This is a genomic window from Sinorhizobium sp. Y406 (assembly GCF_058732025.1).
Genome location: NZ_CM178975.1, coordinates 1,504,875 through 1,520,605, shown reverse-complemented (window position 1 = coordinate 1,520,605; position 15,731 = coordinate 1,504,875). Strand labels below are relative to the sequence as shown.

Genomic DNA, 15,731 nt, shown 5'->3' with positions numbered 1-15,731 from the left:
GCCCCCCTATTTCAGTCCGGTGCCGGCAATGCCGGTGGTGATGAAGCGCTGCAGGAAGATGAAGACCAGCACGACCGGAATCATTGTCACGACGGTCATGGCGAGGATGAAGTGCCACTGCACGTTCAGCTCACCGGAATAGATGCTGAGACCGACCTGCAGCGTGTAGAGCTCCTTGCGCGATAGAACGATCAGCGGCCACAGGAAGTCGTTCCAGCGCCAGACGACGGAAAAAATCGCAAGCACGGCCAACGCTGGCGCCGTCAGCGGCAGGATGATGCGCCAGTAGATCTGCCATTCCGACGCCTTGTCCATGCGCGCGGCATCGACGAGCTCGTCCGGAATGGTCAGCATGTACTGGCGCAGGATGAAGACGCCGGTCGGCGTCGCTACCGTCGGGAGGATTACTCCCCAGAGATTGTTGAAGAGGCCGAGCGCCGAGACGATCGAATAAAGCGGTACCATGATGACGGAGAGCGGCACCATCAGCGTGGCGAGGATCACGAGCATCGCCACCGTTCGACCGCGGAACTCGTATTTGCTGAGCGCGAAGGCGGCCATGGAGTTGACGATGAGCGTGATTAGCGTCGCCGTTACCGTTACGAAGACGGAGTTCCAGAGGTAGCGCACGAAGTCGAAATGGGTGAAGGGTTCGGTATAATTTGCCGTCGCGAAGGACATTTCACGCACCGGCGTGCGCTTGGCGATGTTGACCTTGATGATCTCGCCGGGCTTTGCCGGATCGACCATCTGGCTCGTCACGCCGATGCGGCGCACTTCGGCAAGTACCACCGTGCTGCCGTCCTCGAGCGTCGCCTCGTAGAGGTCGAGCGGCTTGTCGTAACCCTCCACCGTCACCTTCTGCGTGACATAGGGCAGGATCGTCGGCGGGAATTCGGCAAGCGCTGCCGGCGACTTGAAGGACGAGCCGACCAGCCAGACGGCCGGGCCGAACATGATGAGGAGACCGCCCACCAGCCAGGCCCAGGTGACGATATCGGTCCAGTGCCAGCCCTTGCCGCCCCGGCGGCGAGTGAGGAAGCGTACGATCGCGCTCATTTGCGGCCTCCCTTCTTTTCCGAGCGGCCGAGGCCGAGCTGAAGCAATGTGAGCACGACGAGCACGGCGCCCATGAGGATGGAGGCGGCGGCGGCAAGGCCGGGATTGCGCAGCTGCGCCGCGAAGCCGGTCTCGTAGATATATTGCGTGAGATAGAGCGTGCTGGTGCCAGGACCGCCGCCAGTCAGCACGTAGACCTCGTCGAAGATCTGCACCGCGCGGATGAGCACGAGCACGACGACGACGAGCAGGTTGGGCATGAGCAGCGGCAGGGTGATGCGCCAGAAGGCGCGCGCCGGGCGCGTACCGTCCATTTCCGCGGCCTCGTAGAGGTCCTTCGGGATTGCCTGAAGACCGGCAAGCAGGATCAGCGTGTAGAAGCCCATATGCGCCCAGATCGACACGCCGATGGTCGCGGCAAACGACCAGTTGCGGTCGTTGAGCCAGACATAGGGGTCAAAGCCGAGGCTATAAAGGCCGAAATTGAGGAGGCCCTGGCGCTGGAGGATCCACTTCCAGATGAGGCCGACAACGACCGGCGACAGGAGGACCGGGAAGAAGAAGACCGCACGCCAGAAGCTGCGCGCCATCAGCTCGCGGTTGAGAATCAGCGCGGTGACGAGCGAGACGAGGATCATCAGCGTGACCTGGAGCACGACGAACCAGCCGGTGTTGCGCACCGCGGTCCAGAACGTGTCCTCCGCGCAGCTTCCCGGATCGATATAGCTTCCGCAGTCGAAGAGCCGCGCATACTGGTCCGCGCCGACGAAGCTGCGGTCCGGCAGGAAGAGGGCGGTGCCGCCGGTCATCGAATAGGCGAAGTTGATGAAGAATGGCAGCAGCACGAAGACGCCGAAGATCATCATGTTCGGCAGCAGGAAGAACGCCGCCATGCCATTGATGCCGGTAGCCCGCTGCAGCCAGCGCAACGGCGCGTCCAGAACGCCCATAAGGAAGTGTATCGGCATCATGGCGATCTGGCCCAAACCGGATCTGCCGGATTCGTCCATTCTCATGTCGGTTTCCCTCCCAGGCCCGCCGATAGCGGCGGCGGGCGACCGTGACCGCATCCCGGTGCCGTCGGCAGCGTCATGCCGCCGGCGGATGTCCGAGGTTGGTTCGCCTCGCGGATCGGCCTGGTCAGAGGCCGGAGTCCTTCACCTTGGCCGCGATGTCCGCGTCGATGCGTGAGAAGGCTTCGTCGGCCGACATTTCCCCGGCAGCGGCCTGGCTGACACGGGTGACCATGGCGCCGTAGAAGGTATCGGACCAGAACCAGCCCGGCAGCTTCTGGGCGAGATCGGACAGGGAGCCGGTTGAGGAGACAAAGACGTTGAGAGCTTCCTTCGCCTGGGCGTCATCGGTCTTGAAGTCGAGGCCCTTCGCCAGAAGACCCTTGTGCGCGGGCAGGAACAGCGTGCGCTCGGAAAACTCCTTCACGATGTCTTCGCGGGCGAGATAGTCCATCACCTTCGCGACTTCCTTCGGGTTCTTCGTGTACTTGATCGCGACGAGGCCTGCGCCGCCCGGCATGCCGGTGCAATTGACCGGGCCGCAGGGGCTGCCGGTCGCGACCCAGTCGAAGTTCGAGCCGATCTTCGTCGAGAAGTTCGGCACCTGCCACGACCCGGAATAATAGTAGACGAGCTGGCCGTTGATGAAGTCGTCGGCAGCCGCCCGGTAGGTGGAGCCCGCGGCCGAGACCCAGACGTCCTTGCTCATCGTCCCGTCTTCGATCCAGCCGATGAACTTGGTGAGGAAATCCTTGGAGCCCTGATCGAGCGGAGCGGGCTTGCCGTCCGCGCCGATGAAGTTCGCGCCGAAAGAGAGGACCGGACCGGTCAGGCGGTGGCCGGAGCGGTCGAGCGCCATCGCGAAGGGGACCTGCTGATTCTGCGCCACTTCGCTGGCAGCCTTCGCCCAGTCGTCCCAGGTCGCGTCCTTGCCCGGAATGGCGACGCCCGCTTGATCGAACAGGGTCTTGTTGGCAAAGCCGCCAGTCAGTGTAATCTGCGTCATGAAGCCGGAGATCTGGTTAGAGCCGTCCGGCCGCATCCAATCGGCCTGCGCGCCGAAGTTTTCATCCCAGTAGGCCGCATCGGCGACCAAAGGGCGCAGGTCGAGCCAATGCTGGCTCTGCGCCTTGAGGTTCGTCACGCGAGCGATATCCGGCCCGTCGCCGGCCTCGAGCTGCACCGGAAGCTGTTCGCGCACGACGCTGTAGGAGACGTTGTCGAGGATGACGTTGATCCCGGGATTCTCCTTCATGAAGCGATCGAGCAGGTCCTTCAGAACCTCACCTTCGACGCCGTCCGAATACCACATAATGCGAACGTCGCCCGCAAGGGCCGACGTGGATGCCAGAAGCCCGACGGCGAGCGCCGCCAGAATGGTCTTGGTCTTCGTCATGATCGTTCTCCTCCCTGAAGCGGGCCTCCCGCCCGCTGCGTTCAAAACCGCCTGCCCCATACAGGCGGCGCATGCCGGCTATGCTGCCGATAGCATCGTCGCCTCGCCGGCGACGGTGAATGCCTTCGGTACGATGATGCGTCCTTCCGCTTCTGCCGAGCCATCCGCTCGGAACCGCACCGGCCCATAATCGGGATCGTTGACGACAAGCGTTCCGTCGGCCTCTTCTTCAACGGAAAGAGCCGCGAAGCGTGCCTCGACCTCCGCAAGGCTTGGTGACTCGCAGACGCGGACGATCCAGCGGGTCCTGCGGCCCCGTTGGCGCAGTTCGACATTGGCGGACGGGCCTACGGTCACGCTCTCGAACGGGGCGCTGCCACTGAGAAGGACGGCACCGAACCCGCTGCGGGCAAGAGCGAGATTGCCTTTGACGCTGCTTTCGTCGAACTCCGCGACCGGGAACCAGGCATGGGTGAAGTCGGCCTGTTCGTCGACCGTCGTGAAGTCCAGCACCGCCAGACCGCGATACTGATGGGCGCGCGGCAGCGAGCCGCAACCGCCCCAATAGGACGGACGGCCGTAGCCGAACTGGATCGTCTCGCCGGGGTGGTTGATCCAGACGGCGGCCTCCGGCCGCTCGCCGATGCGAAGATGCAGCACGGTCTCCTGGTATCCCCACTCGTTCCAGCGGTAGTGGGCGGCCGAGCCCATGGCGAAGGCGCGGCTCTTGTAGTGATAGAGCGCGGCAAAGCGATTTTCGCCTTGAGAGAAGCACCATTCCTGATGCGCATCGGCGCGATGGTTCGCGACGGCCTCGAAGGCTTCCGGAATCACCAGGCCGTGGTCGCGCAGGCAGACGGCAAGCTGCGGCAGCGCGTGCACGCGCCGGCCGTACCAGCCCTTGCCCCAGAGCAGGCGGGCAACGCCCGAAAGCTCGAGCGACCGGCCGGCGCAGAGCGTGTGCTCATAGGAGCGCCCCTGCGCCGCCGTCACCATGCCGTGATGGGCGCAGCGCGCGACGATCTCGCAGAGCCGGACGATGCCTTTCTTGGCGCGCTCGGCAATGTCGGCATCAGGCGCCAGCGCGGCGAGCGCCGTCAGACCCTTGAGGTCGATCGGGAAATAAGGGGCGGAATTGAACTCCGCCATTTCCCAGGCTTCGAAATGGTCGAGCCAGGCCCGCACGCGGGCGGCACCGACGGCGCGCTGCTCGGCGCCCTTGCGACCGGAACGCAGGAAGGTCTTGTCCGTCAGCAGGTTGCCGGCGAGATAGGCCGAGGTGTGGAAGAGCAGCGCGTGGTTCTCGGAGAAATACCACTGCACGTCGTTGCCCGGCTCGTCCATCCAGTAGCGGAAGCCGAGGATGGCGCGGTCTATGCGCGTGCGGGTCGCCGCGCCAATCTCCGCGCCCCAGGCGGTGCGCGACCAGATGAGCGGCACGAGGGAGAAGTCGGCGCAGTCGTGGCAGTCCTCGATCGAGGGCAGGATTTCCTCGATCATCGCGTCCGTGTCCGCACCGCCGCGCCCGCTTGCCAGCCGCGCGAAGGCGCGCACCGTGTCGCGCTCGGAGAACTCAGAAATCTCGTCGAGCGTCTCGTCGATCCGTGCCGCAAGTGACGCGGGTGCATTGCCTTGGCGGACGGAATCGCAGATTTCGACGCCAATCGAGCGGGAGGCGACGAAACCTTCCGCGTCGAGCGTCACCCGGAAATGGCGGAAGTCGGCTGGCATGTCGCGCGAGGGGCCGACGACGAGGCGGGTTTCGCCCGCCTTGAGCACGAAGCCGTAATCGAAACGTTCCGTAGACATGAAGTCGCCCTCCACCGCGACGTCGACCTTGACGTCCATCGGTAAGGGGGCGGCGAAGATCAGCGTCATGTCGCCGTCGAAATAGGCCGGCCGGTCGAAATGCATGCCGTCGAGCGCGGCTTCGACCGCATCCGCAGCCTCCCCGGTGCAGGGAACCGGCACCGCGACGGCGGCGCTCGGGCCCGAGAGATAGTCGAGCTGGATGAAATAGCGGGCGTCGCGCTCGGCAAGATCGTCGAAGAACAGGGTGATCTCGTTGAGGCCCGCGTTCAAGGGAAGGTCGAATTCCGCTTTTGCCTCGAGATTGCGGCTGTAGGGCGCCATCCAGCCGATTTCGGAGCCGTTCAGCCACAGGACAGCGCCGCCGCAGGTGCCGAGGCGAACCTTCGCCTCTCCGGCCGCGTCCGCTTCGATGAAGGTGCGCGCCCAGTTGGCAAGACGCGTCGGACGGAACCAGAAGCCCGAGAGGTCAAGCCGCGGCGAACCGAAGGGCAACCACCACCGCGCGGCATGGAATGCGCCACGTATGTCGGGTCGGTTTCCGCGGTGGCGTTCGGCAAAGATCGTGCGGCAGGGATATTCGTGCGGAATGAAGTTCTTGTGCTTCGTCAGGAAGAAGAACGGGTCCATTTCCCCTTTCATCGGGGCGTCCGGCACGTCGAAACGTTCTTCAGCGACAGCACCGAGCTGCCAGTAGCGGACCGCCTCGCCCGGCTTCAGCACCTTTTTGATATATGATGTCGTTTTGGTCATTTCAGTTCCGCCAGAGCCACCGGGGCCACGTCGTTATATTCCTGGTTTTCGCCGGTCATGCCCCAGACGAAGGCGTAAGGTCCGGTGCCCGCACCCATGTGGATCGACCAGGCCGGCGAAAGCACGGCATCGCCGTTTGCGATGAGGAGATGGCGCGTCTCCTCCGGTTTGCCCATCAGGTGAATCACCCGGTCTGTGTCGGCCATGTCGAAGTAGCAATAGGCCTCCATCCGCCGTTCATGGACATGCGGGGGCATGGTGTTCCAGACGCTGCCCTCGGCAAGGTCGGTGATGCCCATGAGAAGCAGGCAAGACGGTGCCACCTCGGGATGAATATACATCGCCAGCCGGCGCTTGTTTGACCGGCGCGCCTCGCCAAGGTCGAGCGGCTTTGCTTCGGCCTTGGTTATCAGGCGATGGGGGAAATCCGCCCCGGCAGGAACGGAGTTCATGTAGAACCGTGCAGGGGCCTCCGCGGAAGCACTCGCTACAGTGATTTCCTTCGCACCACGGCCGACGTAGAGAATATCGCGGTTTTGCAGCGTGAAGGCCTTGCCGTCGATGGTCACGGTCCCCTTGCCGCCGAGATTGGCAATGCCCATTTCTCTCGCAGAGAGCAGATAGGGCGTGCCGATCTCCACGCCCGATCCGAAGGTCAGGCTCTTTTCGACCGGCATCGCGCCGACGAGGATCAGGCGATCGACGTGGGTGTAGGCGAAGTTGACCGCATCCGCCGCAAAGAGATCGGCGATAAGGAATGCGCTGCGAAGGCGCTCCGTGTCATAGCCTTTGACATCCTCGGGGGACGCTCCATACAAAACCTTCATCGTCATGCCGATTGTCCCTCTGCTCCGACGTGCTGCAACGCCTCGGAAAGGCACAGGATCGCCAGGGCCTGTCCGTAGCCCGTCGGTTGGATTGGTATGTCCTTGTAGAATTGCAGGTCGTGGCCCATGCGGGTGCCATAGGAGACATTGAGCACCGTGCCGGTCTCGTCGATGTTGTTCATTACCGCCTGCAGCGCCTTTAGTCCGGCGCTTCGCCATGCCGGCGTACCGAGGCCGAGACGATACCCCTTCAGGAGGCCGTAGCCGATGCCGGCCGTGGCGGAGATCTCCTCATAGGAGGTGGCATCGTCAAGCAGGGTGCGCCAAGCGCCGGACGTCGTCTGAAGCGGCAGCAAGGCATCGACCTGGGCCGTGAGCACGCCCAACAGGTAGTCCTTCACCGGCTTTGCTATCTCCGCCAGATCGAAGAGGTCGAGTATGCCGGCCGTGATCCAGGCGTTGCCGCGCGCCCAACGGGCTTCGGCGAAATTGTGCCGGCCATCGAAGGTCCAGCCATGGAACCACAGGCCTGTGCGGGTGTCGGCGAGATAGCGGGCATGAACGAGGAACTGCCGCGACGCCTCATCGACCAGTTCCTGGCGACCGCTTGCCTGGCCATAGGAGGCGAGGAACAGCGCCACCATGTAGAGCGTATCGTCCCAGAGTTCTTTGTCGTTAATCTTGTCGGAGACGTGATGCTCGAACCCGCCTTCCTGGGTGCGACCCATTTGCGAAATCACGCGGTTTGCCCAGTCGTCGAGCACAGGCTGCCAGCGGGGGTCGCGCGTCCGTTCCCAGAGAACCGACAGCCCGAGCATCGGCGCCGTCGTGTTGACGTTGAGCTCGGGAAGCCCGGCGCCGAGCCGGTCGGAGTACCATTCTTCCACCAGCTGGCGCAGGTCGTCGCGCCCGGTGAAGAGCCACAGCCGGATGAGGCCGTAAAGTCCGACGCCCTGCGGCCATTCCCAGCTATCGAAGCTGATGTAGTCGCCGGCCGTGCCGTCGAGGTTCGGCTCGTGGAAGCGGCCGTCATGCTTGAGGCCGGTCATGCCGATCACAAGGCGGTCGAGGCCCTCCCGAATATCGCGGCCGTTCGGGGCCATGGCATTCCTCCCATTCGCCCATGCCGGTGGGCGTCTCCATAAGAAAATAATGCATGATGTTTTCTCTTGCGCAATCTGAAAATTTTTCTCATGATTGCGGTACTGGAGATGGTGCGATGGCTGTAAGACCGCTGCCGGGCAAACGAGGCAGGAAGAGCCGCCGCGTGCGGCTGGAGGATATCGCCGCGGCCTGCGGCGTTTCGTTGAGTACCGCCTCGCGAGCCCTGGCCGGAGAAAAGGGCGTGCGTCCCGACATCCGCCAGCAGGTGCTCGAGGCAGCGAGAATCGCGAACTACGTCATTCCGACCGCTGTCGCGGGCCAGAAGGTTATTCTCGCCGCCTCAAGCGCCGCGATGATCGACTACGTGCGCAACCAGTTCACACTCTACGTGCTGGACGGGTTGAAGGAGCGGGCGCAGGCCCTCGGTCTCGAGATCATTACCCGGCCCATTGCCGACAAGACCGAAGAACTCACCCTGCTCATGGAGGCAAAGGGCGACCCGGAGATCGCCGGACTCCTTTTCCTCACCATCGACGACGAGGCGCTCCTGGCCGCGACGCGCGACTTCGAGAAGCCGGTCGTGCTGCTCAACGGCGACGACCCGTTCATGCGGCTGTCGAGCGTCACACCATGCAACCGCTCGAGCGCGCGGCTTGCGGCCGATCACTTGATGGGCCTCGGTCACGAGCGCATCCTCTTCCTCATGCGACCCGGCCGCCGCACCATCGAGCGTCGCTATGAGGGCTGGCGGGATGCATTGCTCCACCGCGGTCTTCCGGCCGACCCGGACCTTGTCGTCCCGGTTGATGACTGGCTGCCGGAACTCGCGACGCAGGCCATTATTTCGCGCATCGAGAAGCGCGGGCTGGATTTCACTGCCGTCCTCGCAGCCGGCGACAGCCTCGCCGTCGGCGCCATGCTTGGCATCCAGCAAATGGGCTACAATGTGCCGCGCGATGTATCGGTCATGGGCATGGACGACCTGCCGCAGGCCGCCTTCCTCAATCCGCCGCTGACGACGATGCACATTCCGATGCGCGAGATCGGCTCGGCTGCCCTCGACCTCCTGCGCGACAGCCTTTCCAACCTGCCGTTTCCGCCCCGCCGGCTGGAACTCGCCTGCCATCTGGTCGAACGCTCGTCCACGGGGCCAGCTCGTGTCTGAATGATCCAAGCCCGGACCTGCCCGTCGAGACGAATGGCGGCCGATTGATGCACTCTGGCCCTTCTCGATGGTCGGCGCGACATGCAACCCTGCTTGAACGCCGGCTGCTGCGGTGAAAGAAGCTGCCGCGTTCCCCGTCTCGCGGTCGGCGCGGCCGCCGACCCGTCCGCTACCGCATCCTCTTTCCGCGCTCGTCGAACACAAGCGCGCAAGCCGGGTCAAATCGTGCCGCGATGCGATCGCCGGATTTGAGGCCTCGGCCGTTCTTCGTCTCAATCACGATCAATTCGCCGCTGCCATGGCGGGCATAGGCGAAGGTTTCGCCGCCAAGATGCTCGAGCATGTCGATCGTCAGATCGAGGCTCGCCGAACCATCCTCCTTGAAATGCTCGGGCCGGATGCCGATCGTCACCGGCATCCCCTCTTTGAGACCCTTGGGGTTAACGGTGATCTTCTCATTGCCATGGTCCGGCAGTCGTGCATAGGCCCGCCCATCCCCGCTGATCTCGATCATGCCCTTCAGGAAATTCATCTTTGGCGAGCCGATGAAGCCCGCAACGAAGAGATTGGCGGGGTCGTCATAGAGTTCCAGGGGCGAGCCCACCTGCTCCACCACACCGCTGCGCAAAACGACGATCTTGTCGGCCAGCGTCATCGCCTCGACCTGGTCATGCGTGACGTAAACGATGGTGGCGGCAAGCTGCTTGTGCAGTCTTGCGATCTCGATGCGCATGTGCACGCGCAATTCCGCATCGAGATTCGAAAGCGGCTCGTCGAAGAGGAAGATCTTCGGGTGGCGGACGATCGCGCGGCCGATCGCCACGCGCTGGCGCTGGCCGCCGGAGAGCTGCTTCGGCTTGCGGTCCAGCAGCGGCTCGAGCTCCAGGATGTTGGCGGCTTCCTTCACCCGCTTCTCGATCTCAGGCCTGGGGACACCGGCAAAACGCAAGGCAAAGCCCATATTCTCCCGCACCGTCATATGCGGATAGAGCGCATAGGACTGGAAGACCATGGCGATCCCGCGCTTCGACGGGTCGACATCGTTCACGAGGATATCGTCGATGGTGAGATCGCCGGAGGTGATATCCTCAAGCCCGGCAATCATGCGGAGCAGGGTCGACTTGCCGCAGCCGGACGGCCCAACGAAGACGACGAACTCGCCCGTCTTGATGTCGAGGTCGACACCCTTGATGACTTCGAGGCCGCCATAGGCCTTGCGGACACCGGTGAGTTGCAGCTCGCTCATGCCTCGGCTGCTCCTTCCGCCTCGGCGGACAGCTTGAGCTTCGTGGTGCCGAGCCGTGACGACGCGACGGTCACCAAAATTTCGCCCGCGGTTCCCGTCGATTCCAACCAGAAGCCGGTAGAGCCGCCCTGAAAGACGAGCCGGCTCGGACCGATTAGGCGTGCCGGCCCCTGCACGGAGACATCGACGGCGTCATTCAGGAAGGGCAGGACATTGCCGACCTGGTCGAGGGCGCGGACGATCACGCGGACGCTGTCGCGACCTTCGGCGCGGATCGTGCCACTGTCCGCTTGAAGCTTCAGCGTCATCGGCACCGGATCGGCGGCAATCCGGAGGTGGGCGACCGCTTCGCCGGCCAGGAAACCGGTGAATTCCGCACTCTCCCACGTCATGCCCCAGACGCCGAGCTCGTCCTTGGTGAAGTGGCGATGATCGATGATGACGGGCGGATGCGGCAGGTGTGGAAAATTCTCGCGGTCCGGGCCGACGCGCTTCGTGAGCGCGCCATATTTCAGTTCGACCTTGTCGCAGTTGGTGAGCACGATCAAGGGCAGCACCCCGCCAATATTGCGTTCGCCGCGCGCCCAGAAGGTCACGGGCTTCATCACCACTTCCTCCGACGGGTCGCACTGGCTCGCATAAACGTAAGCCGCGAATTTCGGTTCGCGAAACATGTCCATCACGCCGTGATAGCAGATCCGGTCGCCGGAACCGAAATCCTTGTGGGTATTGTAGTCGAACATGCACCAGCCGATGGCGCCGGAAATGCTCGCATCGCCATGGGCAGCGTTCAGCACCTCGAGGTGGCGGCGCACATGCTCGGCCTGCCGTTGCTCCTGGTCGTAGATCTTCGTCGGATACATGTGGCCGCCGAATTCCGTGATGAGGTACGGCACCTTGCGCGGAAGTCCGGTGCATTCCTGCTGTGGGCGCAAGGGCGTGCGCGGACGGTTCGAGCCGGGCAGTTCCTCATTGCCGAGGATGAAGTCGTTCATCGTATAGACGTCTTCGAGGAACTCGCTGTCGGTGATGTAACGTACGCCTCCCGTCTGGCGGGTCGGGTCGAGCTCGCGCGCAAGCCGATTGGTCTCGGTGTAGAAATCGTGGGAATCCTGGGATTCGTTGATGCGCACGCCCCATATGACGATCGATGGATGGTTCCAGTCGCGCTCGATCATACGGCGGACGTTCAGGATCGCCTCTTCTTTCCATTCCTCGCCGCCGATGTGCTGCCAGCCGGGGATTTCCTCGAGGACCAAGAGGCCGATGCGGTCGCAATGGTCGAGGAACCATTTCGACTGCGGGTAGTGCGATGTGCGCACCAGATTGCAGTGAAGCGTGTGCTTGAGGATCTCCGCGTCGCGCTCCTGCGCCGTGCGGCCCATAGCGTAGCCGACATAGGGAAAGGCCTGGTGGCGGTTGAGGCCGCGTATCTTCAGCGACCGCCCATTGAGGCGGAAGCCTTCCGCAGAGAATTGCGCCGTGCGGAAACCGAAATGCGCGGAATGAAGGTCGCGGCCGTGATCGGTCCGGAGCTGGATCTCCATCCGGTAGAGCACAGGATTGTCTATGTCCCAGAGCGAAATGCCCGTAAGGCCCGTCATCTCAAGCGTAACACCCTCGCCGTGTGTTTCGCCGACCGCTTCGGCCAGCAATTCACCCTGGGCGTCCCTGAGGAGCGCCGTCACCGTGCCCGCAACGCTGAGTCTCTGCGGGTTTGCCAGATCGCAGCGAACGCCGACGGACTTGGTGTCGTTCAAGACGTCGCGGGTTTCGACCTTGATATTGGCGATCGACACCGCGTCGGTGACCTTGAGCCACACGTCGCGGTAGATGCCGGCATAGGTGAGATAGTCGATCCGTCCGCCGAAGGGCGGGATCTCCGGATTCTCGCTTCCGTCGATCTGGACGGTGATCAGATTGTCGCCGGTGCGCAGCCGTCCGGTCAGCCGCGCCTCGAAAGGCGTATAGCCGTCCCTGTGGGCGACGACCTCCTCACCGTTGAGATAGACGACAGCGTCCGCCATCGCGGCGTCGAAGACGAGCGAGACTTCCCGGGCCTCGAATTCCGGGCGCCAGGCAAGCACCTTCTGATAGGTGAAGGCGCGCTGGTAGCACGTTTCGTCGAAATAGTTGAAGGGCAGTTCGACCGCATTGTGCGGCAGGCTTACCGGCTCACCGCTCCTCAGCGTGCCGGCATCTGCGAAGCCTTCCGAGAAGACCCATTTATCGTTGAAGGAGATAACAGAGCGCATCATCGTTCCTATTTGACTGAGCCCAGCATGCCCTGGACGAACTGTCGTTGCATGAAGAAGAAGACGGCAAGCGTCGGCAGCGTCGCGAGGATCGTGCCGACCATGACGACGCCGTAATCGGGATAGTAGGCGGAGGCGAGCGAGGAGATGACCAGGGTGATCGTCTTGGTCTCGTTGGACTGCAGGACGATCAGCGGCCAGAGATAATTGTTCCATGCGGTCATGAACACGATGATGAAGGCCGCCGCATAGGTGGAGCGCATCACCGGCACGTAGATATAAAGGAAGATCTGCCACTCCTTGAGCCCGTCAACCTTCGCGGCATCTCGCAGCTCCGAGGGGAACGCCTTGGTGCTCTGCCGGAAATAGAAGACGACGAAGGCAGAGCCAATCGTCGGCAGCACGACGGCGATATGGGTGTTGATGAGGCCGGCCTTACCCATCATGATGAAGAGCGGGATCATCAGCGCCGCGAACGGGATCATCAGCGTCAGCAGCATGGCGCTGTAGAGCCGTTCGCGCTGGCGCGAGCGGAAGATCTCGAAGCCGTAACCGGCAAGCGACGAGACGGCGAGCGTTAGCACCGTCGCGAGAATGGTGACCTTCGCCGAATTCCAGAAGACGAGCGGCACGTTCACCAGCGTGAAGAAATTGGCGACATTGGTCGCCAGCGCTTCACCCGGCAACATCTTGCCCTTGATGATGTCGATCGACGCATTGGTGGCACCGAGCACCATCCAGATGAACGGGAAGACGGAGAGGAAAGCCATCAGCCCGACGAAGCCATAGGTGAGAACCGCCGGGAGTATGTTCGTGGGTTTCGTCCTCATCGGTCGCGCTCCCGTGCCAGGAAGAACTGCAGGAAGGCAAGAAGGGCCACGAGCACGACGATGACGTAGGAGACCGTCGCCGCATAACCGAAACTCGGCATGAAGCGGAAGGTCAGATTGTAGATGTAGAGCGAGAGCGTCAACGTCGCGTTGGAGGGGCCGCCCTTGCCCTCGGTCAGGTTGTACACCTCGTCGAAGAGCTGCAGCGTGCCGATTGTCGAGATCACCGTGGTGAAGAGGATCACCGGTTTCAGCAGCGGAATGGTGATGTGGGTGAAGCGCGCCCAGGCCGGAACGCCGTCGATGCGGGCAACCTCGTAGATCGATCTATCGATATTCTGCAGGGCGGCGAGATAGAAAATCATGTTGTAGCCGGTCCAGCGCCAGGTGATCGCGATGATGACGAGCGTCTTCGCCCAGAAAGGATGCGTCAGCCACGGAATGGGCGAGGCAATCACTCCGATCGCCTGGAGCGTCGAATTGACGATGCCATCGGGGGCGAACATGCCCTTGAAGAGCACGGAATAGGCCACCAGCGAGGTGACGCAGGGCAGGAAAATCGCGGTCCGGAACAGGCCGCGGCCGACGAGGCGCGGATTGTTGAGAAGCGACGCCAGGATCAGCGCCAAAAGGATCATGATCGGCACCTGCACCACAAAATATGTCATGGTGTTGGTAAGCGCCTTGATGAAGATGGGATCGTTCCAGAGGCGGACGATGTTGGCGAAGCCTGCGAACTGCATCGTCATGCCGCGGCCGGCCTGGAAGGACATCCAGAGCGACCACAGGATCGGGTATACCATGAAAATGGCGATCAGCCCGAGCGCCGGCGCGACAAAGAGCCAGCCATTGACGTCATAATACCGGCCGGTGCCGCCGCGGCGCGCCTGAACCATCGTCAACCTCATGAACATGGGAAGTCATTGGCCGTGGCTCGAGCGCCACGGCCGGGAGCGGTCGCAATCCGACCGGCGCGATTACTGGATCTGCCCGGCGATCTCGGCGTCGATCGCCTGCAGCACCTCATCGACCGGGGTGCCTTGGGTCAGGGCGGGCAATTGCGCAGTTACCGCGAGATCGGCCTCGTTGGTGAAGATGCCATAATTTACCGAGGGCACCTTCGCCAGCCAGTTCGAGAAGTTCTGCCAGACCTTCTCGCCTCCGAAGAAGGCATCGGCCTCCACGTAGGCCGCGCCGCCGCGAGCCGCAAGCAGTGAGCCGACGGCACCGCGATCCTGCAGGATCGTCTGGTAGAAATCGATGTCCTTGCCATAGATTTCATTGAGGAAGTCGATGGCCTCGGCCCTTTCCTCGGAGCTTTCAAGCACGTACCAGCTCGATCCGCCGAGGTTCGAAGCATGGGTGGCGCCCTCGATGGAAAGAGCCGGAATCGGCGCGACGCCCCATTTGCCGGCCTGATCCGGCTGTGCCTTGACGGTGCCGGTGATCCACACGCCGGTGACGACCGAAGCGACGTCGCCGGAGGTGAAGGTGCCGACCCAGTCGGACCAGCCATTGGCCGGCTTGTATATGTTGGCGGACATGATCTTGCCGATCGTCTCCAGAGCCGCCGTCAGCGCGGCGTTGCCGGTAATGTTCGGCTTGCCCTCCTTGTCGAAGTACCATTGCCCGGCCGACTGCATCATGATGCGGACGAGGCCGGCATCGTTCGGGTCGAGGCCCATCATCTTCTTGCCGGTCTTGGCCTCGACTTCCTGGCCGATCTCGATGAAGCGGTCCCAGGTGATGTTCTGCATGTCCTCCGGCTTGAAGCCGGCCTGCTCGAGATAATCCTTGCGGTAGTAAAGTCCGGTGACCCCGGAATCGAAGGGCATGCCGTAGACCTGACCGTCGAGGGTCATCACCTCGACCTTGTAGGGTGCGAAACCAGAGTAGTCGACGGTACCGGAGAGGGGCGCAAAGGCGCCCGGGAAGGATTGGAGATATTTCTGCGCGCCGTAGTCCTCGATGAGCACGATGTCGGGCAGCGCGTCGGCCGTACCGGAGGCAAGACCTGTCTGCAGCTTCTGCTCGACGTCGGCCTTGGCGAAATCAACGACATTGAAGGTCACGTCCGGGTGCATCTTGGTGTAGCGCGCACCGGCTTCCTTCATGATGGCGACGTTGAAGTTCGGATCCCAGCACCAGATGGTGATTTCCTTCGCTTGCGCCGCGCTCACGGCCAAGAGGCTCGCGCCCGCAACGGCGAGGCCGGCGATACGCGGCAGATGGGTACGCACCAGTTTGTCCATTAACTCCTCCCAAGATTACGGT

Annotated in this window: 12 protein-coding genes; 1 reads left to right on the top strand and 11 read right to left on the bottom strand. The window is 62.9% G+C overall.

The window, feature by feature from the left end; translation table 11 throughout:
* Window positions 1-6: 6 nt before the first annotated feature.
* The 6 genes from AC4P1R_RS23990 to bglB form a co-directional block, all read right to left on the bottom strand.
* Window positions 7-1,059 carry a carbohydrate ABC transporter permease gene (locus AC4P1R_RS23990; RefSeq protein WP_151612950.1) on the bottom strand — a complete coding sequence of 351 codons (1,053 nt, stop codon included), beginning with the start codon at window positions 1,057-1,059 and terminating at the stop codon, window positions 7-9.
* Window positions 1,056-2,069: a carbohydrate ABC transporter permease gene (locus tag AC4P1R_RS23985; RefSeq protein ID WP_425353218.1), complete on the bottom strand. Its 1,014-nt coding sequence runs from the start codon at window positions 2,067-2,069 to the stop codon at window positions 1,056-1,058. Before AC4P1R_RS23985 ends, AC4P1R_RS23990 begins: the two co-directional genes overlap by 4 nt.
* A 130-nt stretch (window positions 2,070-2,199) precedes the next feature.
* Window positions 2,200-3,468: an ABC transporter substrate-binding protein gene (locus AC4P1R_RS23980; RefSeq protein ID WP_492178087.1), complete on the bottom strand. Its 1,269-nt coding sequence runs from the start codon at window positions 3,466-3,468 to the stop codon at window positions 2,200-2,202.
* Window positions 3,469-3,546: 78 nt separating this feature from the next.
* Window positions 3,547-6,030 carry a hypothetical protein gene (locus tag AC4P1R_RS23975; protein ID WP_492178086.1) on the bottom strand — a complete coding sequence of 828 codons (2,484 nt, stop codon included), beginning with the start codon at window positions 6,028-6,030 and terminating at the stop codon, window positions 3,547-3,549.
* On the bottom strand, window positions 6,027-6,863 hold the full coding sequence (kduI, locus tag AC4P1R_RS23970) for a 5-dehydro-4-deoxy-D-glucuronate isomerase (RefSeq protein ID WP_492178085.1): 837 nt from the start codon (window positions 6,861-6,863) through the stop codon (window positions 6,027-6,029). Before kduI ends, AC4P1R_RS23975 begins: the two co-directional genes overlap by 4 nt.
* A complete protein-coding gene (bglB, locus tag AC4P1R_RS23965; RefSeq protein ID WP_492178084.1) occupies window positions 6,860-7,960 on the bottom strand; it encodes a beta-galactosidase BglB in 1,101 nt (366 codons plus the stop codon). The genes kduI and bglB overlap by 4 nt, the downstream gene beginning before the upstream one ends.
* 116 nt (window positions 7,961-8,076) lie before the next feature.
* On the opposite strand from bglB, the gene AC4P1R_RS23960 reads away from it, so the two are divergent.
* Window positions 8,077-9,126, top strand: a complete 1,050-nt coding sequence (locus tag AC4P1R_RS23960) for a LacI family DNA-binding transcriptional regulator (RefSeq protein ID WP_492178083.1) — start codon at window positions 8,077-8,079, stop codon at window positions 9,124-9,126.
* 169 nt (window positions 9,127-9,295) lie between these two features.
* Here AC4P1R_RS23960 and AC4P1R_RS23955 read toward each other — a convergent pair whose 3' ends face one another.
* The 5 genes from AC4P1R_RS23955 to AC4P1R_RS23935 form a co-directional block, all read right to left on the bottom strand.
* Window positions 9,296-10,372 carry an ABC transporter ATP-binding protein gene (locus tag AC4P1R_RS23955; protein WP_492178082.1) on the bottom strand — a complete coding sequence of 359 codons (1,077 nt, stop codon included), beginning with the start codon at window positions 10,370-10,372 and terminating at the stop codon, window positions 9,296-9,298.
* Window positions 10,369-12,627 carry a glycoside hydrolase family 2 protein gene (locus AC4P1R_RS23950; RefSeq protein ID WP_492178081.1) on the bottom strand — a complete coding sequence of 753 codons (2,259 nt, stop codon included), beginning with the start codon at window positions 12,625-12,627 and terminating at the stop codon, window positions 10,369-10,371. The genes AC4P1R_RS23955 and AC4P1R_RS23950 overlap by 4 nt, the downstream gene beginning before the upstream one ends.
* Before the next feature lie 8 nt (window positions 12,628-12,635).
* Window positions 12,636-13,457, bottom strand: coding sequence for a carbohydrate ABC transporter permease (locus tag AC4P1R_RS23945; protein ID WP_492178080.1), 822 nt, complete (start codon window positions 13,455-13,457; stop codon window positions 12,636-12,638).
* Window positions 13,454-14,353: a carbohydrate ABC transporter permease gene (locus tag AC4P1R_RS23940; protein WP_492178079.1), complete on the bottom strand. Its 900-nt coding sequence runs from the start codon at window positions 14,351-14,353 to the stop codon at window positions 13,454-13,456. Before AC4P1R_RS23940 ends, AC4P1R_RS23945 begins: the two co-directional genes overlap by 4 nt.
* An 81-nt stretch (window positions 14,354-14,434) precedes the next feature.
* The gene (locus tag AC4P1R_RS23935) at window positions 14,435-15,709 is read right to left on the bottom strand and encodes an ABC transporter substrate-binding protein (protein ID WP_492178078.1); all 1,275 of its coding nucleotides are present in this window, start codon (window positions 15,707-15,709) and stop codon (window positions 14,435-14,437) included.
* Between the last annotated feature and the right edge of the window lie 22 nt (window positions 15,710-15,731).

Excerpts from the sequence above, each read along its gene's own strand:
- AC4P1R_RS23990 (WP_151612950.1), bottom strand. The coding sequence starts at position 1,059 with ATGAGCGCGATCGTACGCTTCCTCACTCGCCGCCGGGGCGGCAAGGGC.
- AC4P1R_RS23975 (WP_492178086.1), bottom strand. The coding sequence starts at position 6,030 with ATGACCAAAACGACATCATATATCAAAAAGGTGCTGAAGCCGGGCGAG.
- AC4P1R_RS23935 (WP_492178078.1), bottom strand. The coding sequence starts at position 15,709 with ATGGACAAACTGGTGCGTACCCATCTGCCGCGTATCGCCGGCCTCGCC.
- bglB (WP_492178084.1), bottom strand. The coding sequence starts at position 7,960 with ATGGCCCCGAACGGCCGCGATATTCGGGAGGGCCTCGACCGCCTTGTG.
- AC4P1R_RS23950 (WP_492178081.1), bottom strand. The coding sequence starts at position 12,627 with ATGCGCTCTGTTATCTCCTTCAACGATAAATGGGTCTTCTCGGAAGGC.
- AC4P1R_RS23960 (WP_492178083.1), top strand. The coding sequence starts at position 8,077 with ATGGCTGTAAGACCGCTGCCGGGCAAACGAGGCAGGAAGAGCCGCCGC.
- kduI (WP_492178085.1), bottom strand. The coding sequence starts at position 6,863 with ATGACGATGAAGGTTTTGTATGGAGCGTCCCCCGAGGATGTCAAAGGC.
- AC4P1R_RS23985 (WP_425353218.1), bottom strand. The coding sequence starts at position 2,069 with ATGGACGAATCCGGCAGATCCGGTTTGGGCCAGATCGCCATGATGCCG.
- AC4P1R_RS23980 (WP_492178087.1), bottom strand. The coding sequence starts at position 3,468 with ATGACGAAGACCAAGACCATTCTGGCGGCGCTCGCCGTCGGGCTTCTG.
- AC4P1R_RS23955 (WP_492178082.1), bottom strand. The coding sequence starts at position 10,372 with ATGAGCGAGCTGCAACTCACCGGTGTCCGCAAGGCCTATGGCGGCCTC.
- AC4P1R_RS23945 (WP_492178080.1), bottom strand. The coding sequence starts at position 13,457 with ATGAGGACGAAACCCACGAACATACTCCCGGCGGTTCTCACCTATGGC.
- AC4P1R_RS23940 (WP_492178079.1), bottom strand. The coding sequence starts at position 14,353 with ATGGTTCAGGCGCGCCGCGGCGGCACCGGCCGGTATTATGACGTCAAT.